The organism is Lentzea tibetensis (assembly GCF_007845675.1).
Classification (GTDB): domain Bacteria; phylum Actinomycetota; class Actinomycetes; order Mycobacteriales; family Pseudonocardiaceae; genus Lentzea; species Lentzea tibetensis.
Map to the genome: position 1 here is coordinate 55,658 of NZ_VOBR01000032.1, position 23,350 is coordinate 79,007.

18 protein-coding genes, 2 pseudogenes and 1 riboswitch are annotated in these 23,350 nt (G+C 67.5%); of the genes and pseudogenes, 8 read left to right on the forward strand and 12 right to left on the reverse strand.

What is annotated here, in order from left to right; all coding sequences use genetic code 11:
• Positions 1 to 148 precede the first annotated feature (148 nt).
• On the forward strand, positions 149 to 898 hold the full coding sequence (locus tag FKR81_RS35520) for a maleylpyruvate isomerase family mycothiol-dependent enzyme (RefSeq protein WP_146358607.1): 750 nt from the start codon (positions 149 to 151) through the stop codon (positions 896 to 898).
• A 47-nt stretch (positions 899 to 945) separates the two neighbouring features.
• On the opposite strand, the pseudogene FKR81_RS35525 reads toward FKR81_RS35520, so the two are convergent.
• Positions 946 to 1,899: pseudogene (locus tag FKR81_RS35525) on the reverse strand (acyltransferase family protein); the annotation flags it as partial.
• A 120-nt stretch (positions 1,900 to 2,019) separates the two neighbouring features.
• Between FKR81_RS35525 and FKR81_RS35530 the strand changes: the two are divergent.
• Positions 2,020 to 2,697: an MBL fold metallo-hydrolase gene (locus FKR81_RS35530; RefSeq protein WP_146358608.1), complete on the forward strand. Its 678-nt coding sequence runs from the start codon at positions 2,020 to 2,022 to the stop codon at positions 2,695 to 2,697.
• 9 nt (positions 2,698 to 2,706) lie between these two features.
• On the opposite strand, the gene FKR81_RS35535 is transcribed toward FKR81_RS35530, so the two are convergent.
• Genes FKR81_RS35535 through FKR81_RS35545 form a run of 3 tightly spaced genes read right to left on the reverse strand, consistent with a single transcriptional unit; the run spans position 2,707 to position 6,772 of the window.
• On the reverse strand, positions 2,707 to 4,101 hold the full coding sequence (locus FKR81_RS35535; RefSeq protein ID WP_456319427.1) for a P-loop NTPase: 1,395 nt from the start codon (positions 4,099 to 4,101) through the stop codon (positions 2,707 to 2,709).
• Positions 4,101 to 6,083 carry a hypothetical protein gene (locus FKR81_RS35540; RefSeq protein WP_146358610.1) on the reverse strand — a complete coding sequence of 661 codons (1,983 nt, stop codon included), beginning with the start codon at positions 6,081 to 6,083 and terminating at the stop codon, positions 4,101 to 4,103. Before FKR81_RS35540 ends, FKR81_RS35535 begins: the two co-directional genes overlap by 1 nt.
• Before the next feature lie 2 nt (positions 6,084 to 6,085).
• Positions 6,086 to 6,772, reverse strand: a complete 687-nt coding sequence (locus FKR81_RS35545; RefSeq protein WP_146358611.1) for a hypothetical protein — start codon at positions 6,770 to 6,772, stop codon at positions 6,086 to 6,088.
• A gap of 402 nt (positions 6,773 to 7,174) precedes the next feature.
• On the opposite strand from FKR81_RS35545, the gene FKR81_RS35550 reads away from it, so the two are divergent.
• Positions 7,175 to 7,501 (forward strand): hypothetical protein, encoded by a 327-nt coding sequence (locus tag FKR81_RS35550; RefSeq protein WP_146358612.1) that lies wholly within the window; start codon positions 7,175 to 7,177, stop codon positions 7,499 to 7,501.
• On the opposite strand, the gene FKR81_RS35555 is transcribed toward FKR81_RS35550, so the two are convergent.
• From FKR81_RS35555 to FKR81_RS35565, 3 genes are all read right to left on the reverse strand, one after another.
• Positions 7,502 to 8,401 (reverse strand): RCC1 domain-containing protein, encoded by a 900-nt coding sequence (locus FKR81_RS35555; protein WP_186763369.1) that lies wholly within the window; start codon positions 8,399 to 8,401, stop codon positions 7,502 to 7,504.
• A gap of 66 nt (positions 8,402 to 8,467) precedes the next feature.
• Positions 8,468 to 9,064: a DUF7711 family protein gene (locus FKR81_RS35560; RefSeq protein ID WP_146358614.1), complete on the reverse strand. Its 597-nt coding sequence runs from the start codon at positions 9,062 to 9,064 to the stop codon at positions 8,468 to 8,470.
• A 37-nt stretch (positions 9,065 to 9,101) separates the two neighbouring features.
• On the reverse strand, positions 9,102 to 9,464 hold the full coding sequence (locus FKR81_RS35565) for a VOC family protein (RefSeq protein ID WP_146358615.1): 363 nt from the start codon (positions 9,462 to 9,464) through the stop codon (positions 9,102 to 9,104).
• Between the two features lie 88 nt (positions 9,465 to 9,552).
• On the opposite strand from FKR81_RS35565, the gene FKR81_RS35570 reads away from it, so the two are divergent.
• From FKR81_RS35570 to FKR81_RS35580, 3 genes are all read left to right on the forward strand, one after another.
• Complete coding sequence (locus FKR81_RS35570) at positions 9,553 to 10,044, forward strand: Lrp/AsnC family transcriptional regulator (RefSeq protein ID WP_235922045.1); 492 nt, start codon at positions 9,553 to 9,555, stop codon at positions 10,042 to 10,044.
• An 11-nt stretch (positions 10,045 to 10,055) separates the two neighbouring features.
• Positions 10,056 to 11,192: an amidase gene (locus FKR81_RS35575; RefSeq protein WP_328593180.1), complete on the forward strand. Its 1,137-nt coding sequence runs from the start codon at positions 10,056 to 10,058 to the stop codon at positions 11,190 to 11,192.
• Between the two features lie 105 nt (positions 11,193 to 11,297).
• Positions 11,298 to 11,693, forward strand: a complete 396-nt coding sequence (locus FKR81_RS35580) for a DUF1801 domain-containing protein (RefSeq protein ID WP_146358618.1) — start codon at positions 11,298 to 11,300, stop codon at positions 11,691 to 11,693.
• Positions 11,694 to 11,718: 25 nt separating this feature from the next.
• On the opposite strand, the gene metH is transcribed toward FKR81_RS35580, so the two are convergent.
• From metH to FKR81_RS35595, 3 genes are all read right to left on the reverse strand, one after another.
• Positions 11,719 to 15,264, reverse strand: a complete 3,546-nt coding sequence (gene metH, locus FKR81_RS35585) for a methionine synthase (protein ID WP_146358619.1) — start codon at positions 15,262 to 15,264, stop codon at positions 11,719 to 11,721.
• Between the two features lie 13 nt (positions 15,265 to 15,277).
• A riboswitch (S-adenosyl-L-homocysteine riboswitch) is annotated at positions 15,278 to 15,359 on the reverse strand.
• Between the two features lie 18 nt (positions 15,360 to 15,377).
• A complete protein-coding gene (locus FKR81_RS35590) occupies positions 15,378 to 18,176 on the reverse strand; it encodes an AAA domain-containing protein (protein WP_146358620.1) in 2,799 nt (932 codons plus the stop codon).
• 11 nt (positions 18,177 to 18,187) lie between these two features.
• Complete coding sequence (locus FKR81_RS35595; RefSeq protein WP_146358621.1) at positions 18,188 to 20,425, reverse strand: PEP/pyruvate-binding domain-containing protein; 2,238 nt, start codon at positions 20,423 to 20,425, stop codon at positions 18,188 to 18,190.
• Between the two features lie 163 nt (positions 20,426 to 20,588).
• On the opposite strand from FKR81_RS35595, the gene FKR81_RS35600 reads away from it, so the two are divergent.
• Entirely contained in the window at positions 20,589 to 21,374 is a 786-nt protein-coding gene (locus tag FKR81_RS35600; protein ID WP_186763370.1) for a DUF4262 domain-containing protein, read from the forward strand.
• Positions 21,371 to 21,613: pseudogene (locus tag FKR81_RS45880) on the forward strand (DUF6817 domain-containing protein); the annotation flags it as partial. The gene FKR81_RS35600 and the pseudogene FKR81_RS45880, both read left to right, overlap by 4 nt.
• A 179-nt stretch (positions 21,614 to 21,792) precedes the next feature.
• Here FKR81_RS45880 and FKR81_RS35610 read toward each other — a convergent pair.
• Together FKR81_RS35610 and FKR81_RS35615 are read right to left on the reverse strand one after the other, a co-directional pair.
• On the reverse strand, positions 21,793 to 22,638 hold the full coding sequence (locus FKR81_RS35610) for a helix-turn-helix transcriptional regulator (RefSeq protein WP_146358623.1): 846 nt from the start codon (positions 22,636 to 22,638) through the stop codon (positions 21,793 to 21,795).
• A gap of 4 nt (positions 22,639 to 22,642) precedes the next feature.
• Entirely contained in the window at positions 22,643 to 23,332 is a 690-nt protein-coding gene (locus FKR81_RS35615) for an SDR family NAD(P)-dependent oxidoreductase (RefSeq protein ID WP_146358624.1), read from the reverse strand.
• Positions 23,333 to 23,350 lie beyond the last annotated feature (18 nt).

The window sequence follows — 23,350 nt, forward strand, 5'->3', positions numbered from 1 at the left end:
ACTAGCACGCATCCAGACGACGCGACCGGGCCACCGACCATGCTAGGTGGGAGGTCCGACAAAAACGGACGGCGCGAGCTCTACCGGCCGGTATTGATCCCTCCTAGGCTGGTTGCTTTCCAGCCTCAACGTCGGGGAGAGGCAGCACATGACATCCACTTCGTCCACCCAGCACACCTCCGTACCCGCGCCGCGCGGCGTGCCCAAACGCATCGTCGACGCGGTCGAGCACGCGACAGGTGTGCTGTACGAGCTGGTGGAGGCCATCGACCAGGTCGCCGTCCGCAGGCCGTCACTGCTGCCCGGCTGGAGCCGCGCGCACGTGGTCACGCACCTCGCCCGCAACGCGGACGCGCTGGTCAACCTACTCACGTGGGCTCGAACCGGGGTGGAGCACCAGGCCTACGCGAGCCGCGCGGACCGGGACGCGGACATCGAGGAGGGCTCGGGCAGGCTGCTGCAGCTGCTGCGCGCGGACCTGGACTCGGCGTGCGCCCGCTTCACCACCGCGTGCCGCGAGCTGCCCGCGTCGGCGTGGCAGGCCGAGGTCGCCACACCGCGCGGCCAGCCGATGAGGGCGGACCTCGTCCCGTGGCTGCGCCTGTGCGAGCTGTGGATCCACATGGTCGACCTCGACCTCGGCGTCACGTTCGCCGACCTGCCGGACGAGCTCGCCGAGAAGTTGATCGACGACTCGGTCGAGCGGTTCGCCGGCCGGGGCCCGTCGTTCGACGTCGAGGCGACGTTCCCCGACGGCCGTCAGCGCAGGTGGACGTTCAACAGCCCGGCGAGCGCGGCCGTCGCCGGGTCGTCCGCGGACGTCCTGGGCTGGCTGACCGGCCGGACGCGCGGCGAAGGCCTGCGCGGCGACCTGCCGGACCTGCCTTCCTGGGGCTGAGTCAACAGCCGGTACGCGGGGCGTTCGACGTACTTCGTGAGCAGCCAGCCGAGCACGACGGCCGAGGTCAGGAAGCCCGCCAGCAGCGACCACGACCCGAAGCCGTGCGCGGCGAGCCGGTCCATCACGACCGTGCCGATCTGCTCGTGCACCAGGTACACGCCGTAGGAGATCCCGGCGAGCCAGGTGATGACGCGCGAACGCCCCCAGTCCGGCCCCTTGGCGGCCGCGCAGACGAGCGCGAGCAGCACGCCGAACCCGACCGTCGACGCGGTCTCGTTCGTGTGGAAACCCTGCGCCAGCAACGCCGCGACCAGCAGCGCGACCAGGTGCTTCGCACCGAGCCGGTCCTTGGACCACAGGTAGATCGCGACGCCGGCGGCGAACAGCTGCGCGCGGTGCAGCGCGAACCCGTTGTAGACCGTGAACAGCACCGATGAGTGGCTGACCAGCGGGCTGAGCAGCAACGGCGTGACGATCAACGCCCACAGCAGCGCCCTGAGCCCCCGCCCGCGCAGGAATCCGACCAGCACGGCGCCCGCGATGAACGCCGCGACCTGCACCGGAACCGTCCAGTACGCGAAGTCGACGATGTTGACGTCCGGGAACCACTGCGGCACCAGCAGCAGGTTGTAGACCAGGTCACGCCCGTCGAGCTGGCTCCAGCCGTCCGGCGCGACCCAGCGCTGGACGGAGAACGTGAGCACGACCGCCGCCATGTACGCGGGCAGCAGCCTGGCGAGTCTTCTGCGGAGAAACCGTCCCGAACGTCCGCCTTCGAGGGACGTGCACGCGAAGAAGGCCGAGATGACCATCAGCGTGCTGGCTCCCATGGAGAGCGGGAAGACGAACGGTGGCGCGCCGAGCTGCGGGTGACTGCTGATGCTGGTCTGCGTCGCGTGGTGCAGCAGCACGCACGCGATCGCGACGACCCGGAGGACGTCCCAGCTGACCCTGCGGGCGGACCGTTGGGACGGTTCGGTTCGCTGAGCTGGAATCACGAGATGGGGGGACCTGTTCGAGGTTGCCGGTTGTTGATCGTTGTCTACCCTAAGAAGGCAACCTTTATGCAACCTGAAGGGTGTGCCTCCTCACCCCGGTTCCGACTACCGTCTGCCACCGTGGACGTACTCGAGGACTACACCGGTCACGTGGATCCAGGCGGCCCCGCCGCCCGCCGTGTTCTGGACGCGCTGACCATCACGAAGATCTCCGTCGGTCCGATGGACAACAACGCCTACCTGCTCGTTTGCCGTACGACCAACGAGGCGTTGCTCATCGACGCGGCCAACGACCCGGAGCGGATCGGCGATCTGCTCGGCTTCGAGCCGCAGCGCCCGCGACTGCGCACGATCGTGACCACCCACCAGCACGCCGATCACTGGCAGGCGTTGGGCGCGGTGGCCGGAGCACACGGTTCGAACACCGCCGCACACCCGCTCGACGCCCCCGTCCTGCCCGTTCCGCCGGACTTCCTCGTGGAGCACGGCGACACCGTTGACGTGGGCGAAGCCCAGTTGTCGATCATCCACCTGCGCGGGCACACGCCGGGGTCGATCGCGCTGCTCTACCGGGACCCGGCCGGGCACCCGCACCTGTTCACCGGAGATTCACTCTTTCCGGGGGGTGTGGGCAAGACCACGTCGGCCGACAACTTCGCGTCGCTCATCAACGACGTGGAGGACCGGATCTTCGGCACGCTGCCCGACGACACGTGGTTCTACCCCGGTCACGGGGACGACTCGACGCTCGGCAAGGAGCGGTCGAACCTCGCGGAGTGGCGCACCCGCGGCTGGTGACGAATCGAACTAGGTGGGTACGCCCCGGTTGCGCTCAATCAGCCTGCTTAGCCGGGGCTCGTACTCGCGAACAGCTCGATCGAACTGGAAGCTGTCGAGACTGATCTTACGACCGAGTTCAATCACCCCCTTGATAGTACTGACAGAAACAGAGAAGTCGCGCTCAAGCAGGAATTTGTATACAGTCTCCAACCATTCTGTACCGGCTCTAGCCATCACCACAAAACTATGCTCAGAAGAGGTTCCCCGCGTTCGGCAGACATCGTCGAGCGCCTTCAATGCAGCTATCGCGGCTTGACGTTTATCCGAATCGCTCGAATCCTCTGCCGACCTCCTCAAGGTCACGGACGCCCAACCGGTTTCAACTTTATAATCACCTTCACCACCGCACCCACGCGCGGACTGGAAATAGTTTGCAGCAATTCCAAGATGGTTGCGCTGAAGTTCAAACTCACCGCGCTGCAACCAGTAGTGGAAGTCGTAGTCCAAGAATTCTTGCACCGAATCATATATTTCCCTGACCGTGTCATCCGGTAGTCGAAATTCGATCATCAGGGCATGATTGAGAAGACGCACCATAGTTCGCCGATAGGGATTGTTACTGTCATCTATATGCCCCGCATAGCCCGCGTAAAAACGGATCAGCGACTTCATGACTTCACCCAACAATGACGTGCGCTTTTTGAGTACCACTTTGATCACAGTGTCGGCGATCGTCCGCTGCCTGCAGCGGATCATGCCATTGGAGCCCCGTACAACCAAGCGCATATGAATCAGTGAGGCTATAGCGCGTTCCATTCGAGCGCTCGGAGCTCCGGGCGACACGATCTGCAACAGATCCACAGAATCGACGCCACGCCTTTTGAACACCTCGGCTGACTCAAGAACACAAATCGTCGCATAGACCAATGCCTGACCATCATCTAGTTGCTCGAACTCGCTGCGAACCTTATCCTCAAATAATTGCCCTGTCACCACCTGAATCATGGCAACGAGCAGACTATGTTCACACATGCGGCGCAATTCTTCGAGACGCCTGAAAGGCCATCGATGCTGCTTGAGCACACCAAGAAGGCCATGCGTCTTGAGCACCTTGATGAGCGATCTCAGGTCGTCGTCGGATAGAGGGTCATCAGCAGAAACATCGGCCGCCCGAAGGGTGCTGGGCACAAAATCGAGCTTTGTATTGCGTACTGCGGCAACCACCACCGTCTTGCCACCTCTGGTCAACTCCCGCAGTAGAGATGCGGCACGGCTACCGAAGATGTCAACATCATCGACGAATATCGCGTCGAGCTCGAGTTCGAGGGCTTCAGCAAGGATCATCTCCAATGATTTAGTAGCCGATCGATCCACCCAGCCGACGACGCTCCCCTCCTGATGGAGGCGATATGCACATTGCATCAATGTCGTCGTCTTGCTGAGCCAGCGGCTCCGCGCAGGATGACGATGCTTCGACTTTCTCCGCCGAACTTGCGCGTCTCGTCGAGCACACGGTCCGACACCGAGAGCCGGGCAGCGTAATTCCCGGTGATGTCTCCCCACTCGGGCTCACTGCCTTTAAGGAATCCTTTTGACCCCTTAGCCAACTTGTCGATCATGGTCGATACCAGGGACATTCCTGTCGCCGCGTCGCGAACAGCCAGTGACTCGGCTAGCCGTCTTTTGCCCTGCTCAAGTCTCTGGTTGCCCGGCCGAAGCCGCGCATCTGCAAAGGAGGTGGGCGACTCACAGATGTGACGTAATCCGCTGTGGTGGATGCGGGCGCGCTCGGAGGAACCCGCTTCGGGAGCAACGATAAAGCGAGGGTAACTGCCTGAGCCTGACGGGAGGTTCAACGACGATAGGACTCGCCACAATGCGACGCTGTGGGCCGACTCGGCGAAGAACACCACCGGGTGGTAAACGATCTCCGCTCGCAAGCGGTTGAACCACAGCGCTCGCGCCGATGGCGTATCTGCGGCAGGCACGCTGAAGTCAACAGAGATCGAGCTGCCATCGAAGCAGCCGTTCATCGCGGTGACCTCGCAGGCATTTTGCCGGTCTCCCGGCTTCTTCGTCAGCGCGCTCGTCAGTATCACGGGCGTCAGCTTGCCCTCGGCGAGCACTTTGATAGCGCCAGACGCGGAGAAGTCGTAGACCCGCCACCACGGGCTGCTCAGTACCCGGTGAAGGTCGGGATAGAGTGAGTCCACATCACCCCGCAAACCGTTGAGCGTATTCTCCAAGCGGTTGGCGGGCAGGTGGGCCTGCGCTGCGGACCAAATCTCGTCCATACTCGGCTCCGGCTGTGGAACCTGGCCGAACACGTCCACCGCGAGCTGTCTACTGAGCGTGTCAAGGTCGACCACCGCCCCACCTCCGGGGAGGCCGGATACCAAGACAGCGATCATCTGACCGGACTCAACCTGGCGATAGAAGTCCGACAACACCTGCGCAGCGTCGCAATCCTCCACGAGGGCATCAACGGGCGCGGGCGCAATAGCCAAGGAATTGTGAAAGGAAAGCGACGACAGCGGGATGGCAGACTTTCCAGCCCGTTTAGCCGAGTCCTGCACCACCGGTACACCCTTGTGATCGAAGCCGATCTTCATGCAAACAGGCTTTTTAGGATCAGCTACAAACCAGCCTCTCCGTTTAGGCGATGGTTCGAGCCTCGCATTCCCACCTGAGATCAGTAGAGTCGACGACCGGGCATCCAACAGCCTCGGAGGAGGAGCTGATAAACCCGAGACAATCAAAGTGAGTGCGTTGGAGTTGGCCCACTCCTTCCAAGACTCGCCAACAGCGTGCTGCAGTTGTTCGCCGGCCAGCACGACGTGGTCGAGGCTTAGTTCCGGGCCAACTCCGCGGAAGATCGAGTTGACCACCACGAGCCCGATCTGATGGTTTCCCGTCTTGACCGTGAGCGACCCTTCTCCCGGTAACACTCCCTGGTGCCAGTCCGGCAACTCCGCGACGACTGGTCGTTGCCACGCGAGGTAGTCGGGGAAAATCTTGTGCTCGAGAGCCTCGATGACATCTTCCTGTTCTCCGGCCCACACACCCTGATCTACCTCGTGCCATCTTCGCACGAGAGTATCGACGAGCATGTGGCGTGACGGAATCGAGCGCATGTCTCCTAGCCCAGGCACTGGCACTACAAGCGGAAAGTCGGCGGCCCCAGCATCAAGACACCCCTCCTGGACGGCGTCTATCAACTGGTTGCCAGCGATGTAAATGCTGGAGTCAGGGGTACTCCCACCGATGAGAACAACCAGGTCGAGTTCACCACCTACCTGACGAGCACTTTCGACAGAACGAGCAGTGAACCTCTGTAGCTCCTCGCACCACCCCTCATCCACCTTGTCGATGACAAGCGGCAGGACGTGCACAACCGGATCCACTTCTATTCACCTTCTAAGCTGACAGCTAGGATTTCACCCTTCGGAATGTGCAGCGCAAACTTCTCGGCTGCGCACCCAGACTGGGTCAACTCGATCTCCACAAATTGAGTGACGAGAGATTCCTTGTTGATGTCGCCCACCAGTCTCTCGGTCAACAACGGACACAGCTTTTGCAACTCCACTACGTACTTCGCACTGACGAGCACATCACCGCGACCAGTCCGGCCAGATGAGCTAAATAGAAACAGCGCGAAGGTAAGCATCGTCAGTAAGACGGCGCCTACAACTGCAATATTCGCCCACTTCTGCCGGCTATCGATCTGCTCAGCCTCGTTTTGCGCCTTCTTGAGGACCAGATTAATTAGGTCGAGACGGTTCTTTACATGGCTGGTATCTGTCCAGGCGCGCACTGGGACCGCTACCGCTCTCAAGTAGAGGATGCCCGCGCATAGCCACAACACAACCGCAGCGAGACCTGCTACACGGATAAGTGGCGGCCTTTCCGCCAATGCGGTGAAGGTGAACGCTGCCACAAGGCCACCCGAAAAAACTGTGATGGTCGACTGCGCAGCCTGCGCTCGCACGCGAGCAGCACTACTCGAGCGCACACGATCGGAGTAATACGCCTCACTAGCAGGTCCGATCACCGCATCGATGAGGAGTTCTTGTTCAGAGTTCTCCGACGTCACCCGAACACCACCTTCGAACCAAGGTCTACCCAGATCAACCAACCAGGCGAATCTGAAGCGGTGGCGTTCCGGGAGCTGGCGCACGCTAAATCGACCGCGAAGGCATATGCGTTACACGGTTATGAATTCGAGACCATCTTGAGGAGAGTTCGGCACGGTTTCACATCGCCGCCCAAGCTAGGTTTGACGCAGGGTGGGCAATCGGTCACGCACTGGGTATCACATGAAGACCTGACTGTATTCAAGCGACTCTGTACGCAACCGCCCATGAACCACTCTCCCGCATTTGCTGATCCACACCGAGGCCTCAAGGTCAAAACCGTCGACCCACTGACAATCGAGCTCGCACAGGCCAGCTGCAGGACTTGACCTCCAGCGCGGTGGAGACCGCACGATCGGGTCATGTCGACGAACCTGGTGTTACGCGCGGACCAACAGTCGCTCTGGCTGTGCTTCGAGCCGTGGGCGACGGAGTACACCGCCCTGCCCGGCACAACGATCGTCATCCGCTTCCACAACGAGACACCGGTCGAGGTGGCCCACCACCGCGACGGGATGACGTTCTTCACCCTCGGCCGGCACCCGGACCTCTACGCCGAGGACGGCACACCGGTGGAGATCTACAGCGAGTACCTGCCCGAGACGCCGAAAGGGGTCCCGATCAGCGGGTTCCGGTTCATCATGGAGGCGGTCCCGCCCGTCAGGAGCGAGCCGGACCGCCTGAACTAGCTACTTGAGAACGGCGTTGAAGTACCCGCCCGCGGAAATGGCCGTCACGCCGGACTTCGCGGTGACCGGTACGTCGCTCTGCCCGGAGTGGTTGTGCCACCAGGCGATGACCTCGCCGTTGTCCTTGAGCGCCAGGCTGTGTTGCGAGCCCGCGCTCACCGCGACCACGTGGTCGTCGACCTCGATGGGCATGTCGAGCTGGTGGTAGGCGTTGTTGCCCCAGCCGATGACCCGCCCGTTCTTGACGGCGACCGTGAACGACGCGCCCGCCGACACGGACGTGACGCCGGACTTCGCTTCCTCCGGGACGTCGCACTCACCGAAGTTGTTCGGCCCCCAGCACAGCACCTCGCCGTCCTTCAGCGCCACGCTGAAGTACATGCCGGCGGAGATCGCGTCCACACCCGACTGCGCCTCGAGCGGAACCTTGAGCTCGCCGTGGTTCCCCATGCCCCACGCGATGACCTTGCCGTCGGTGTCGAGCGCGAGGTTGTGCAGGTAGCCCGCGGCGACGTGGGTGATGCCGGACTGCGTCTCGGGCGGCGGCGCCAGCACCTGGCCGGGCCCGGTGTACCGGCCCCACGACCAGACCTTGCCGTTCTTGATCGCGAGGCTCTGGTGGTTGCCCGCGGCGACCTCGGTGACGCCGCCGCGGCGCAGGTCGATCGGCACGAACGCCTTGTCCTCGGACGAGTCGCCCCAGTGGATCGGCACGCCGTTCTTGAGCGCCAGACCGTGTGCGAGGCCCGCGGAGACCATGGTGACGCCGTCCGCCGTGGTGGCGGGCGGCGTGGACTGACCGTAGTAGTTGCTGCCCCACGCGACGACCTGTCCGGTCGCCGGGGCAGCGGACGCTCCTGTAGCTGTCGAGGCCGCAGTCGCGATCAGAGCGATGCTCAATGCCAGTAATCGCATTCGGGCGATCTTGGCGGTGCCGCGCGGATCCTGTCAAAGATTTTCCAGGATTCAACCTTTATTGGTAGTTGCTACCACGTCCAGCAGGTCGAGGTACCCGGTGGTGGTGCGCCAGAGCGCGTCGGAGTACGGGGTGAGCTTGCCGGGGCTCCAGCGGTGGTCGGTGTAGGCCTGGTTCTCCCGGCGCAGCGCGGCGAGGCTCACCGCGAACTCGTCCTCGACGCGCTTGTGCAGCTCCTCGGGTGACGGCGCGGCCTGGCGGACCAGTTCACCCGCGCCGTCGGACAGCGCGACCAGCGCTTCCTCGGCGATGCCGTCGGCCGCGCTCCAGACCAGCGCGGGGCGTTCGATGCGGTGGTTCCACACCGGTGCGCCCGCCGACCGCCAGAACGGCGTGATCGGGTTGCGCGACAAGCGGGTGGCGTTCGCCCAGTGCTCCGCGCCGACGGGCTCGGTGAGCCACGGCACCTCGTCGACCGGCAGGTCGGTCACCAGCGCGACCTCGATGCCGTCGAGGTCGCGCGGAACGTCGAGCAGGTCGCCGACGGCCCACAGTTCGACCACCTGGAAGCGGAAGAACGAACCGTCCAGCCCGGCGCACTTCTCCGTGAGCTCCGTCAGGTGGTGCACCGCGCGTGTCCATTTCACGTGCCCATTCTGGGACCGCGAGCAGCCACGACGTTCGTCAGGGGTCGACCCTGGCGCGGCACAGGCAGAACTCGTTGCCCTCCGGATCCGCGAGCACGTGCCAGCTGACGTCGCCCTGGCCGACGTCGACGGGCACGGCGCCGAGCGCCCGCAACCGCGTCAGCTCGGCTTCCTGGTCGCGGTCGGTGGGGTTGATGTCCAGGTGCAGCCGGTTCTTCACCACCTTCCCGGCGTCCGGCACGACCCGAAAGTCGATCTCGAACGGGCCTGCCGACGGCCCGATGGTGACCCCGTAACCACCGCGTTTGGTGATCGGCCAGCCGAGCACCTGGGCCCAGAACGCCGCCAGCAACTCCGGGTCGGCGCAGTCGATGGGAAGCGAGACGATGCGACTTGCCATGCGAGTTTCCTCTCTCCGAATGTTCTGGTGTCATGCTTGTAGGAGCAGAGAGCGAAGTACATGGCCATCTGAAGGTAGGAGCATCGAGTTGCCTGCAGAACAACGACAGAACGGCACTTCCGCCTTCAGCGGTGCGAACGCGCTGCTCGACGAGGTCAACCGGCGGCTGCTCAGCGAGTTGCACGCCGATCCGCGCATCACGATGTCCGCGCTCGCCCGCCGCGTGGGCATGAGCGCACCGGCGGTCACCGAACGGGTCCAACGGCTCGAACGGGCAGGCGTCATCACCGGCTACCGGATGGAGGTCGATCCCGTCGCGCTCGGCCTGCCGGTGACCGCGTTCGCCAGGGTCCGCCCGGCCCCCGGACAGCTGCCCAAGATCGCGGAGCTCGCCGCGGCACTCCCCCAGGTCAGCGAATGTCACCGCATCACGGGTGAGGACTGCTTCCTGATCAAGGTGCACGCGGCGGCCGTCGACAAGCTCGAAGAGGTGCTCGACCGGTTCCTCATGTACGGGCAGACCACCACGTCCATCGTGGTCGCCACCCCGGTGCCGCCCCGGCCGCTGCCGGTGGGCTGACGGGCACCACCTTGCGCATTCGGGCGGGAGTCCGCGATCTGAACGCGGTGGACATCGCCGCGACGGTCAACAGCGGCGCCACGACAGCGGTCGAGGTAACGCGAAAAGCGTTGGAGCGCCTGCAGAAGGTCGAACCGGAGCTGCGCGCGTTCCACCACGTCGACCGCGAAAGCGCGCTGCACCAAGCGAATGAGATCGACCGCCGGATCGCCCGAGGCGAGCACCTGCCACTGGCCGGAGTGCCGATCGGGGTCAAGCAGGGCGAACGAAAGCTCCAGCGCGAACGACTCGTGCGAGCGGGATGCGTCCCGCTCGGCACGACAACGGTGCCCGGCCCGTCGACGCCGTGGCAGACCTGGGGACGCAACGACCAGGGCCCCACCCGCAACCCCTGGTGCCCCGACCGCACACCCGGCGGTTCCTCGGCTGGCTCGGCGGCAGCGGTCGCGGCGGGCGTGGTGCCGCTCGCGACGGGTGTCGACGGCGCGGGATCGCTGCGCATCCCGGCCGCGTGGTGCGGAGTCCTCGGACTGAAGGTGACCGCTGGCGCACTGCCCGATCGGGCGGAGAACGACCTCGCCGCGGCAGGCCCGCTGGCTCGGCACCCGGACGACGCGGCCCGCTACCTGGAGGTCGTGCTCGGCCGCGACCTCGGTGAGCCGACGAGCAGCCCCAAGGCCGTCTGGTCCGCGGACCTCGGCTTCGCGGACACCGACCCGGTACAAGCGGCCACAGCGAGAGCCCGTGCGCGAGCACTGGCGCCAGAAGACACGGATTTCAGCCTGCTCGACCCGGAACCGGCGTGGTTCGCCGCACGCGCCCACGAGCCGACGACCGTGCGCGACGAGAACAACCGGCGCCTGGCCGAGCTCTTCGCGGACGCGGACCTGCTCCTCACGCCGACGACGCCCTGCCCGCCGCACGGCCACGAAGGGCCGGGGCAGCGGATGAGCACGAGCCTGACGTGGGCGTTCAACCTCAGCGGCCACCCCGCGATCAGCATCCCGGCGGGGTTCGACGAGCACGGCTGCCCGGTCGGCCTGCAGGTGGTGGCGAGGCACGGCCGCGAGACCGACCTGCTGGCCGCCGCTCGAGCCGTTTCGGCTGTTCCACCCCCATGCGACCGAGTACCCGCCATACGGTCGTGATCGCCTTCAACATGCACGTGGTCGCCGCCGCCGGGGTGATGTCGAGATCCGGTGGCCGGCTTCTACGTACCGGTGCAGAGTGAACCGAGCCGTGGAGGACCAGCCATGACGTACACCGCCGACCCGCGCGTAGACGCCTACATCGACGCGCTCCCGCAGTGGCAGCAGGCCATCTGCCGGGAGGTCCGCGACCTGGTCCACGCCGCAGACCCCGAGGTCGAGGAGACCATCAAGTTCACGAACCGCCCGTACTTCGTGCTCCAGGGCAACATCTGCGCCCTGCTCGCGGCGAAGACCCACGTCAACGTGTTCCTGTACGACGGCGCGATCATCCCCGACCCCGAGGGCATCATCACCGCGGGCCACGACAACAAGACGGCGCGCACGGTGGCGTTCAGGCAGGGCGAGACGATCAACGCCGGCGCCCTCCAGGCCATGTTCCAGCACATCATCGCGAACAACCGCGCGGGCGGCTGGCGCAAGCTCAAGGAGAAGAGCTAGCCACGGTCTGGAGGGCCCGCCGCGATCAGCTCGGCTCGTAGGCCAGGTTCGGCCGCAGCCAGCGCTCGACCTCGTCCAGCGGCATCCCGCGCCGCTCGGCGTAGTCGGTGACCTGGTCGCGGCCGATCCGCCCCACGGTGAAGTACCGCGAAGCCGGATGCGCGAAGATCAGCCCGCTCACGCTCGCGGCGGGTGTCATCGCGAAGGACGTCGTCAGCGCCATGCCCAGCCGTTCGGCGTCCAGCAGGTCGAACAGCTCCCGCTTCTCGCTGTGGTCGGGCGACGCCGGGTAGCCGAGCGCGGGGCGGATGCCGCGGAACCGTTCCGCGTGCAGGTCTGCCAGGTCGGGCGTCGCGCCGGGCTCGAACCACGCCCGCCGCGCCTCCAGGTGGATGTACTCGGCGAACGCCTCGGCGAGCCGGTCGGCCAGTGCCTTCACCATGATCGACCGGTACGGGTCGTTGTCGGCGTCGTAAGCAGCCGCAAGCGTTTCCGCGCCGTGGATCGCGACGGCGAAGCCGCCCAGGAAGTCGTCGGCCGGCGCGATGTAGTCCGACAGGCAGCGGTTCGGGCGCTCCAGCGGCTTCGACGTCTGCTGGCGCAGCATCGGCAACCGCCTGCCGTCCACGATGATGTCGTCGCCTTCGGAGTGCGCGGGCCAGAAGCCGTACGCGCCGACGGCCGACAGCGACGGCATGATCTGGTCGAACAACGTCTGCGCGTCGTCGAACAGCTCGCGCGCGGCGGGCTGCTGCAGGATCGCCGGGTACTTGCCCTTCAGCTCCCACGCCAGGAAGAAGAACTGCCAGTCGATCATCGCGCGCAGCTCGGCCAGGTCCGGGTGCAGCACGCGCACTCCGGTGAAGTCCGGCGTCGGCAGGGCGTCGAACGAGACGACCTCGCGGTTCGCGCGCGCGGCTTCCACGGCGAGCAACGGCCGTTGCTGACGTGAGGAGTGCTGCTCCCGCAACGTCTCCTGCTCGACGCGGTTGCGCGAGTCGAGGTCCGGGCCGCGGGTGGGATCCAGCAGATCGGACACCACGCCGACGACGCGGGACGCGTCCAGCACGTGCACGATCGACCCGTCGTAGGCCGGAGCGATGCGGACGGCGGTGTGCTGGCGCGACGTCGTGGCGCCACCGATCAGCAGCGGCAGCTTCAGGCCGCGCCGCTGCATCTCCCCCGCCACCGACACCATCTCGTCCAGCGACGGCGTGATCAGGCCGGAAAGCCCCACGGCGTCAGCACCTTCGGCGACCGCCGTGTCCAGCACGACGGACGCGGGCACCATCACGCCGAGGTCGATCACCTCGTAGTTGTTGCAGCCCAGTACAACGCCGACGATGTTCTTGCCGATGTCGTGCACGTCGCCCTTGACGGTCGCGAGCACGACCTTGCCGTTGCGGTGCCCCTCGGCCTTCGACATGTACTGCTCGAGGTGCGCCACCGCGCGCTTCATCACGCGGGCGCTCTTCACCACCTGCGGCAGGAACATCTTGCCCGCGCCGAACAGGTCGCCGACGATCTTCATGCCGTCCATCAGCGGACCCTCGATCACGTCGAGCGGGCGCGCCATCTCCAGCCGCGCCTCCTCGGCGTCGGCCTCGATGAAGTCCACGATGCCGTGCACCAGTGCGTGTGCGAGCCGCGACGAGACGTCCCCCTCGCGCCACGAGAGGTCGATCTCGCGCTTCTTGCCGCGGCCGCTGACCCTCGACGCGAACTCGACGAGACGCTCGGTCGCGTCCGGGCGGCGGTCGAACAGCACGTCCTCGACGAGCTCCAGCAGGTCTGCGGGGATGTCCTGGTAGACCGCGAGCTGGCCGGCGTTGACGATGCCCATGTCCAGGCCCGCGCGCACCGCGTACAGCAGGAACGCGGAGTGCATCGCCTCGCGGACGATGTCGTTGCCGCGGAAGGAGAACGACAGGTTCGAGATGCCGCCGCTGATCCGCACGCCGGGACATCGCTGCTTGATCAGCGGGATCGCGTCGATGAACGCCTTGGCGTACCCGTTGTGCTCGTCGATGCCGGTGGCGACGGCGAGCACGTTGGGGTCGAAGATGATGTCCTCGGCGGGGAATCCCGCCTGCGAGGTGAGCAGGTCGTAGGCGCGCGCGCAGATCTCGACCTTGCGCTCGCAGGTGTCGGCCTGGCCCTTCTCGTCGAACGCCATCACGACGACGCCAGCGCCGTACGAGCGGATGCGCCGCGCCTGCTCCAGGAACGGCTCCGGCCCCTCCTTGAGGCTGATCGAGTTGACGACTCCCTTGCCCTGCACGCACTTCAGCCCGGCCTCGAGCACGCTCCACCGGGAGCTGTCGACCATGATCGGGATGCGCGCGATCTCGGGCTCGGTCGCGATCAGGTTGAGGAACGTGGTCATCGCCCGCACGCTGTCGAGCAGGTCGGCGTCCATGTTGACGTCCAGCAGGTTCGCGCCGCCGCGCACCTGCTCCAGCGCGACGTCCGCCGCGGTCTGGTAGTCGTCGGACTCGATCAGCCTGCGGAACTTCGCCGAGCCCGTGACGTTCGTGCGCTCGCCGATCATCACGAAGCCGGTGTCCGGGCCGATCTCGAACGGCTCCAGCCCGCTGAACCTGGTGCGCGCCAGCGGTTCTGCCACCACACGAGGCGTGTAGTCCTTGGCGGCCAGCGCGATCTGCTCGATGTGCGCGGGCGTCGTGCCGCAGCAGCCACCGACGATGTTGACCATGCCCTGGCCCGCGAAGTCCGCGAGCAGCTTCGCGGTCTCGTCCGGGGTCTCGTCGTAGCCGCCGAACGCGTTGGGCAGGCCGGCGTTGGGGTGGCAGGCGACGTAGGTGTCGGCCAGCCGCGCGAGGTCGGCGACGTGCGGGCGCATCTCCTCGGCACCCAGCGAGCAGTTCACGCCCACGACCAGCGGCTTCGCGTGCTCGATGGACCGCCAGAACGCCTCGACGGTCTGGCCGGAGAGCGTCCGGCCGCTCAGGTCGACGATCGTCACCGAGATCCACAGCGGCAGCTCGGGTGCCACTTCGCGCGCGGCGGCGATGGCGGCCTTGCAGTTCAGCGTGTCGAAGATCGTCTCGATCAGGAGCAGGTCGACGCCGCCCTCGGCGAGCGCCGAGATCTGCTCCGCGTACGAGTCGAAGACCTGCTCGAACGTCACGGCGCGGTAGGCCGGGTCCTCGACGCGCGGCGACAGCGACAGCGTGACGTTCAGCGGTCCGATGGAGCCCGCGACGAACCGGTCGCCGAACTCGTCGGCGGCCTGCCTGGCGAGCTGCGCGCCGCGCAGGTTCATCTCGCGGACGCGCGACTCGAGGCCGTAGTCGGCCTGGCCGATCGACGTCGCGGTGAACGTGTTCGTCGTGGTGATGTCCGCGCCCGCGGCGAGGTACTGGCGGTGCACGTCGAGGATGACGTCCGGCCGCGTGATGTTCAGCAGGTCCGGATCACCGGCGGTGTCGTGCGTGTGGTCCGGCACGTGGTAGTCGTCCGGGCTGAGCCCGGCGCCCTGCAGCATCGTGCCCCATGCACCGTCCAGCACGGCGATCCGCTGGTCGAGCAGTTCCCGAAGCTTGCGCATCCGTCACCTCCCGTTGTGGGAGGCGCCCTTGCAGCTGGAAAGACCCAGGTCGAGCGTGGCGGACCACCCGGTCCGTTGCAGCGCCTCTCGACCTCGGCCGCCCAGTTTACCGGTCATCTCCCTAGCTGGACAGGGTTCCCACTGCTTGGGAGCTCCTGAGCCAGTTGCACCGCAGCCTTGACGGGATCATGTCCGAACCTGCTGGCGAACGCGTCGTGCACCAGCCAACCCGCTCCGCGCAACGCCCGCCACCTGGCCAGATGCGCACGCGAGCCGTCCACGTGCGGCCTGGTCTCCAGCGCGACGGCCGCCTCGCGCTCGCCCACGACCAGGTCGACGCGCCACTGCCCGACCGGGTAACCCGTCCGCACGGTGAGGCCCGCGGTGGTCAGTTCGGCGGCAAGCCGTGTGGTCCACTCGTCCGACGGTTCGGTGCCCGCGGTCTCGGTCGGTGGGACGGCCGCGTGCCGCAGGTACTCACCCACCAGCCCAGGCGGCTCCGTCGCCGAGGTGATCACGTGCACCAGCCTGCGGGCGCGCGTGGTGAGCACGGCCAGCAGGTTGCGGTCGTTGGCGAAGCGCCACACGTTCGGCCGGTCCGCGTCGGCCAGCGCGAGGCTGATCACGACCTCGTCGAACTCCGAGCCCTGCACGCCGTGCACGGTGCCGACGCGCACGCCACCGGTCGTGATCTCGTCGAGGCTGAGCTGGTCGAGCAGCGCCTCCTCCAGCGCGTCGGCCTGCGCGCGGAACGGCGTGACCACGCCGATCGAGCGCACGCCGCTGGAGATGCGCTTCTTCAGGTGGGCGAGCACGGCATCGACCTCGACCGCGTTGACGCCCTTCTTGTCGCGGCTGCCCTCGACGCGCTCGGTGTCGATGCAGTCGACGTCCGCGATCGACGGGTGCGTGGTGAGCAGCGCGATCCTGCCCTCGTAGAACCGGGTCGCGGCGAAGCCGATCAGGTGCGGCGCGCAGCGGTGGTGCTCGGTCAGCCAGTGCACGCCCGCGGTCGTCGCCGCGGCGTCGAAGAGGCTCACCTTCGGCACGTCCAGGCGGTCGGAAAGCGCTTGCGTGCCTTCGGCTTTCAGCGCGTCGCGCACGGCGTCGTCGCTGACGAACGACACGTGCCGCAGCTGCCGCGGGTCACCACCGATCACGGCGCGTTTGCCGCGCAGCAGCGCGGGCGCGGCCAGCGGCTGGTCGACGTGGCTCGCCTCGTCGATGATCACGAGGTCGAACATGCCGGGCACCGGGGGCAGGATGTCCTCGACGTCCGCCAGCGTGCCCACCCACAGCGGCAGCGCCTCCAGCAGGTCCTCGGGTTTGATGTCCGCGAGCGCGCGGCGGCGGGCGGCGCGGCCGGACCGCAGCGCCGTCGCGAGTGCCGCGACCGCCCGGCGCGGACCCGCACCACGCCTGCTCACCGCGAGCGTCCTCAGCCACGCGGCCGTCTCCCGGTGGCTGCCGGCGTCCTCCTCGGCCAGCAGGTCTCTGAGCTCCGTGAGCTTCGTCCCGTCGTTGGCCGCGATCCGGACGTGCGCGGCGGACTGCTCAGCCGCCTTGATCGCGGCTTCGAGGTCCTCGCGGCTGACGTCCTTGCCCGCGTCGGTGAGTGAGCGCGCTCGGGAGAGCGCCCAGCGGGTCCGCAGGTTCGCGAGCAGGCCGGTGCGCGTGCACAGCAGCTCGTGCAGCCGCTCGAAGTCCGTGTCGGCGCCGAACGCACCCGGCGCCACCTCGCGGTGCGCGGGCATCAGCGTCTGCTGCTTGCGCGCCTGTTCGGCGAGCTCCTCGTCGCGCAGTGCCTTCCCCGCGGCGCGTTCGACCCTGGTGACCGCGGCGTTCGCCGCCGTCCGCACGCGGTCGAGCTCGTCCAGCTCGCCGCGCTTGGTCGTCGCGCTGAGCCCGTCGCTGAGCTCCCGCGCCATCTCCTGCCGCAGCTCGGAGTCACCGAACAGGATCGGCACCGGTCCGCCCGCCTTGCGCAGCGCGGCGCCGAGCACGTCCGCCGCGTTGCGGGTGCGGCTCGCCAGCAGCACCGAACGTCCGGCGGCGACGGCGTCCAGCGCGAGCGCGGCGAGGGTGTGCGTCTTGCCGCTGCCGGGAGGCCCACCGACCACGGTGATCTTCGCCGCGCGCGCCGTCCGCACCGCGGCCTGCTGGCTGGGGCTCAGCGGCAGCGCCGCGTTGAGCTCGGCGTCGTCCTCCTCGACGGGCTCCAGCGTGTCGTACAGCGCTCCCAGCGCGGTCTTGTCGATGTGCTGCTTCGTCGCCCAGGTGTACAGGGCTGCTCCGTGCTCCGTGCTGACCACGGGCTCACCCGCGTGCACGCCGCAGCCCATCACGGCGACCAGCCGGTCACCGAAGATCAGGCTCCTCGGGTCCATCTCCTCCACGACGGGCACGTCCCCGAACCCGGAGGCGTGCAGCACCCTGCTGACCCACTCGCGGGTGGACGACAGCGATGCCTCCAGCTCGGCGGACTTCGCCCAGTCCTCCAGCAGCGGGAACATCGCGACGTCACCGGCGACGTGGTAGGCGTAGCTCCGCCCGCCCGCGTGGTGCAGCCGGATCGGCCGCGAGACCAGCGGCAGGCACACCCGCCGCCGCTGCCCGCCGATCTGCGCAGGCCCGGCGAGGAACGCGAAACCCAGCCGCAGCAACCGGTCTTCCTGGTGCAGCGCGTCGAAGCTCGCCAGCCGGTCGACGGCGTCCCGCTGGCCGGGCCGCGCCGTCCACGGCACGGGCGTCCACCGCGGCAGCTCCTGCGACAGCGTCAACGCGCGCCACGACGGCTCGTGTTCGCCGAGCCACACGAGCCCCGCGGTCTTGGTGAGGTCGAGCTGGACGCGCTGCGGTTGCTCGGACGCGCTCAGGCGCGCCAGCGTCCGCAGAACCCCGGAAACTGTCACGGCAGTGGATCCTAGGTGAGGATCGTGACCGTTCCACGCGATCCGTCAACCCGAACCCGATCGCCGGTGGACAGCCTGCTCGTGGCGTTGCCGCAACCCACAACGGCCGGTATGCCCAGCTCCCGCGCGACGATCGCCGCGTGGCTCAGCGGTGCGCCGACGTCCGTGACGACCGCCGCCGCCCGCGGGAACAGCGGCGTCCAGCCGACGTTGGTCACCGCGGTCACCAGGATCTCACCCGGTTCCAACCCTTCGTCCACTGTGGACAGAACACGGACCGTGCCCTCGACGACGCCGGACATGCCGGGGAAACCCTTGATGACGTCGCTTTCCGGTTGCTGCTCCGCGGACTCGTCGTAGAAGTCCTTCCGGCTCGCGGGATCGTTCGCCCAGGCCTCGGGATCGAATCGGCCGCGGATGAAAGTCGGGTAGACCGGCAGCGCCTGGTACCGCTCGTACGCGGCTTTCCGGGACCTGGTGTCAGGCTTGCGGTTGGTTGTGAGGAAGTCGACCAGCTCGTCGATCGTGAGGAAGAACAGGTCGTCGTTGTTCGTCAGCTCCATCGCCCTGCGAACGAAGTCGCGGAACACCCAGAACGTGCGGACCATCTCGGACCGCGCGCCTTCCCTGGCCCTGGCCGTCTCCGCCGCCTTGTCGAGCTGCTTGGCGATCTTGTCAGCCTTGCCGGGATGCGCTGCCTTCAGCCGCTGCCAGGCTTCGTCGCGCGTCTTGCCCTGCCGTCGCAGCAGTTCTTCGGGGTCCGCGGCGAGCTGACGGTCGACCCACCGCGGGTCCTCGCCTGGTCGCGGCGCGGACACCTCGAACTCGTCCGGACCGCGATGTCCCCAGGTGCGCAGGAACGCGTCCCGGTCCAGCTCACCGCGCCGCAGCTCGGCGAGCCCGATCAGCGGGCCGAGGCTGGCCAGCTCACCGAGTCCGGTGAGCAGCGTGATCGCGTCCTCTTCGCCGACCAGCTCCTTCAGCTGGTCCGCGACCTTGGGGTGCGCGACCGTCCGGGCGCCTGCGTCCAACGTCCTGGCCGTGGTGAGGAGCAGGTCCTCCACGTCGGACCGCCAGAGCTGCTCCAGTTGGCCCTCGCTCGTCGCCTCTTTGATCTTCTTTCGCAGCGCGTCGCACTTCTTCGGCGTCTCGGCGAGCATGTCGTCGAGGTGCCTGCGGTAGGCGATGGCCTGCTTGGCGAGCGGCGGCGCGGACTTCAGCAGCGACGTGATGACGCTGACCTTGCTCACCGGCAGCTTCGGCGGCGTGATCTGCTCGGGAACCCGGCCGAGCAGCTCGGTGTTGCTGGTCCCGAGCGAGGACGACACGGTGAGGTTGAGGTAGAAGCGTCCGCCGATGTTGCCGGTGACCGGGAACCCGCCGATCTTCACCTGCTGCGACAACACCCTGACCAGCGACCACGTCATCGGTGTCATGACGCTCGGCACGGCTTCGCCGAGGTTGACGCTGGTCCACAGGAAGTCACCCAGGGTGGTGTCGTTCCACCGCTCCTGGAAGTTCGTGATGGGCCTGGCCTGGACGATCTGGAACCGTCCGTTGTGGAGGGTCCACTCGATGTCCATGTGCGTCCCGTGGAGACGCTCGATGCGCTCGCCCAGCTCGGCGAGCTCAGCCGTTCGCGCTCGGGTGAGCACCGGCCTGTCGTTGACCTGACGACGGACTTCCTCGCCGTTCCTGACGACGTAGACGTCCGGGGTCACGTGTCCGCTGACCAGGCTCTCGCCGAGCCCCCACCCGGCGTTGACCACCGTCTCGCCGGTGGCTCCGGTGTCCGGGTTGGCGGTGAACACGACACCCGCCGCGTCGGCCGGGACCATCTCCTGCACCACGACCGCCATGTGCGCGTCGTCGATGCCGTTGCGCTCGCGGTACTCGACGGCCCGCTCGGTGTGCAGCGAAGCCCAGCAGCGCTTGACCGCTGCCACGACCTCGTCCGCGCCGGTGACGTTCAGGTAGCTGTCGTGCTGGCCCGCGAAGCTCAGGTCGGGGAGGTCTTCCGCCGTTGCCGACGAGCGGACGGCCACCGGGCCGCCCTGGTAGGCGTCTCTGATCGCGTGCTCCACCGCTGCCGGGTTCGTCTCGCGGTCGCGGTAGGCGTGCGTGGTGATGTGGAAGCCGGGTGGGACCGGGAGGCCCGCTCGCGTGAGCTTGGCCAGCGACGCGCCCTTGCCCCCTGCGGTGGCCAGGTCGGCTTCTTCGGCGTCGAGCGGTAGTACGTACTCCCCCATGCGGTCAGCCTAATGGCGGTTCCGCGGACCTTCCCTCACCTTTTGGTGGTTGTTCCACCTCGGCCCGTTCAAGGGACGCGAACGTGGTCAACGCCATGGCCGAAGTCGCAGCGCAACCGCCCAGACCCTGACTAAGGTCCGAACTGTGCCGCCCTGTACGTGCGTGATCTGCGAAGACCTGCCCCCTGGCCGGGACGCCGCCATCGTGGGCCACATCCGCGAGCACGGCTGGAGCGTTCTGCGCGTCGGTGGCGGCGAGTTCGAGTTCGCGTACACGGTCGGCCTGTGGCACACGTTCCGCAGGCCCGAGATCGTGATGTTCGGGCTCGACGGGCAGCACATGCAGCAGTGGCTCAACGCGTCCGTCGAGGTGGGACAGCCCGCCGACGACGAACCGTTCCGCGGCGTGATCGACGGCTTCGAGACGCGGTTTCGCCCGGTTCACCCGGACTGGCACGACCCGCTGTTCGGCACGCTCTACCGCGTCTACCACCAGGAAGTGCCTGTGCGGCAACTGGTCTGGCCGGACAAGAACGGCCAGTGGCCGTGGGAGGCCGAGAGCAGGCGCCAGGCCAGGGCGTGGCTGCCGGTCGCCGAGCACCCCGCCGACGGCTGGCGGCTCGTCGGCGAGCTCGAACCGGGTTTTCCGTTCCCGGTCGGGCCGGACAGCTGGGCGCTCACCACCGCGGCGATCGTCGACGGGACCAGGAAACCGTTGTGGGTCCTGCACGACGAGGGCGTGTTCGACGTGCTGGACGAGCGCCGCTACGAGGCGGACGACCTGCGGCTCGCCTACCTCGGCGAGATCGTCCGGCAGCACCCGCACCTCGAGGACTGCGCGAGCGTCCCGGACGGGCACACCGCGACCCGGCAGGACAGGTGGACCACCGCGCCCGCGGGCGACCTGGATCGGCACCGCAGCAAGAAGGCATGGGAGACCACGACATGACGGCATGGCTCGAAGCCCACGGCGCCAAGGACATCGACCACCCCGGCGGCACGCTCCACGCGCACCTGGTCCGCATCCGCGACCGGCTGAAGGAACTGGGCTGCGCCGAGCACGTCCAGCAAGCGGGTCTCCTGCACGCCGTCTACGGCACCGCCGGGTTCGACGTGAAGCTGGCGGAGCGCGACGAGATCCGCGACCTGGTCGGCGAAACCGCGGAGACCCTCATCTACCGCTACTGCGCGTGCGACCGCGACGTGACGTGGCCGGAGCTGGCGACGACCCGCGTCCTCACGAACCGGTTCACCGGTGGCACCGAACTGCTCGGCGAAGCCGACACCAGGGACCTCATCGACCTCAGCATCGTCAACGAGCTGGACGTGTACGAGCACTCGCAGGAGATCGCCGACAAGTACGGCGACTACTTCGTCGAGCTGTTCCGGTCCTGGGCTCCGGCGGCGTCGCCGAGCGTCATCGAGGAAGCGGACAGGGTCCTCAGCAACCGCAGGGCGTCGGCCGACGGCGAACCCGGCTCGGGCGTGTAGGTCACCAGCACCGCGCCGTCCGGCAGGGTCATCGTCTCGGTCGCCACCTCCAGCTCGCCGAGCATCGGGTGGCTGACGCGCTTGAACCCCGGTGCCTTGCGCCGCACCGGGTGCTCGGCCCACCAGCGCCGGAAGTCGGCGCTCTTGATGGACAGCTCACCCACGAGCGCCATCAGCGCGGGGTCGTCCGGGTGGTGCCCGGCGTCCAGCCGCAGGTACGCGACGTTCTCGCGAGCGCACTCCTCCCACGGCGAGAACAGGCTGCGCGCCAACGGGTCCAGGAACATGAAGCGCATCAGGTTGCCGTGCGCCAGCGCGTCCGGCAGCAACGCGCCCGCCAGGCTGTTCCACGCCAGCAGGTCCATCCGCCTGCCGAGCACGAACGCGGGCACGTTCTCCAGCGAGTCCAGCAGCCAGCGCAACGCCGGGCGCACCTTCACCTGCGGCACCGGTCCGCGGGCGGGGTGAGCGAGCCGCGTCAGGTGCGCGCGCTCGTCCGCGTCCAGGCCCAGCACCCGGCCGAGCGCGTCGAGTATCGACGGTGACGCGTTCGTCGCGCGGCCCTGTTCGAGGCGCGTGTAGTAGTCCGCGCTGATACCCGCCAGCTGGGCGAGCTCCTCGCGCCGCAGGCCGGGCACCCTGCGACGGGCGCCGGGCAGGCCGAAGTCCGCCGGGTTCAGCTTGGCCCTGCGTGCGCGGAGGAACTCACCCAGTTCGGTCATCACTTCATACTGCCGGAACGGCGCCGAGCATTCCGCCGTCGACGACGAGATCCTGCGCGGTCACGTAGGAAGCACCTGGTGACAGCAGGAAAGCCACGACCGCCGCGACCTCCTCAGGCGTGCCCAGCCGCCGCACCGGAACCTGCGCGCGCAACGCCTCGGCGAACTCCTCGGTCGGCACGTTGGCGCGGAACATGTCCGTCACGATGAAGCCCGGACTGACCGAGTTCACCCGGACCGGCGCCAGCTCTGCCGCCAGCGTGCGCGCCATGCCCGCCACCGCGGCCTTGCTCGCCGCGTACAGCGGCGCGATCGCCATCCCCCGGTGCCCCAGCCACGACGCGTTCAGCACGATCGAGGCATCGGACTCCAGCAGCGGCACCGCTTTCCGCACGGTGTGGTAGACGCCGAACACGTTCGTCTCGAACACGGCGCCGTCGAAGACACCGGCGTTCGCGAACACCCCGGCCAGCTTGCCGGGCACCTGCGCCATCAGGTTGTCGAGGTCATCTTCCCGCGCCACGTCCGTAGGCACGGTCAGCACGCGGTCGCCCGCGTCGAGCGTCTTGGCGGCGGACGACAGGCGTTCCGCGTCGCGTCCGGCGAGCACGACGCGGTCGCCGTTGTCGAGCAGAAGGCGGGCGGTGGCCAGTCCCATGCCGCTGCCGCCACCGGTGATCAGCACTGTTCTCATGGCACTGAGCCTGCAAGA

Coding starts and splice junctions, on each gene's coding strand:
- FKR81_RS35520 (WP_146358607.1), top strand. CDS start 149: ATGACATCCACTTCGTCCACCCAGCACACCTCCGTACCCGCGCCGCGC.
- FKR81_RS35535 (WP_456319427.1), bottom strand. CDS start 4,101: ATGCAATGTGCATATCGCCTCCATCAGGAGGGGAGCGTCGTCGGCTGG.
- FKR81_RS35550 (WP_146358612.1), top strand. CDS start 7,175: ATGTCGACGAACCTGGTGTTACGCGCGGACCAACAGTCGCTCTGGCTG.
- FKR81_RS35565 (WP_146358615.1), bottom strand. CDS start 9,464: ATGGCAAGTCGCATCGTCTCGCTTCCCATCGACTGCGCCGACCCGGAG.
- FKR81_RS35580 (WP_146358618.1), top strand. CDS start 11,298: ATGACGTACACCGCCGACCCGCGCGTAGACGCCTACATCGACGCGCTC.
- metH (WP_146358619.1), bottom strand. CDS start 15,264: ATGCGCAAGCTTCGGGAACTGCTCGACCAGCGGATCGCCGTGCTGGAC.
- FKR81_RS35595 (WP_146358621.1), bottom strand. CDS start 20,425: ATGGGGGAGTACGTACTACCGCTCGACGCCGAAGAAGCCGACCTGGCC.
- FKR81_RS35610 (WP_146358623.1), bottom strand. CDS start 22,638: ATGACCGAACTGGGTGAGTTCCTCCGCGCACGCAGGGCCAAGCTGAAC.
- FKR81_RS35615 (WP_146358624.1), bottom strand. CDS start 23,332: ATGAGAACAGTGCTGATCACCGGTGGCGGCAGCGGCATGGGACTGGCC.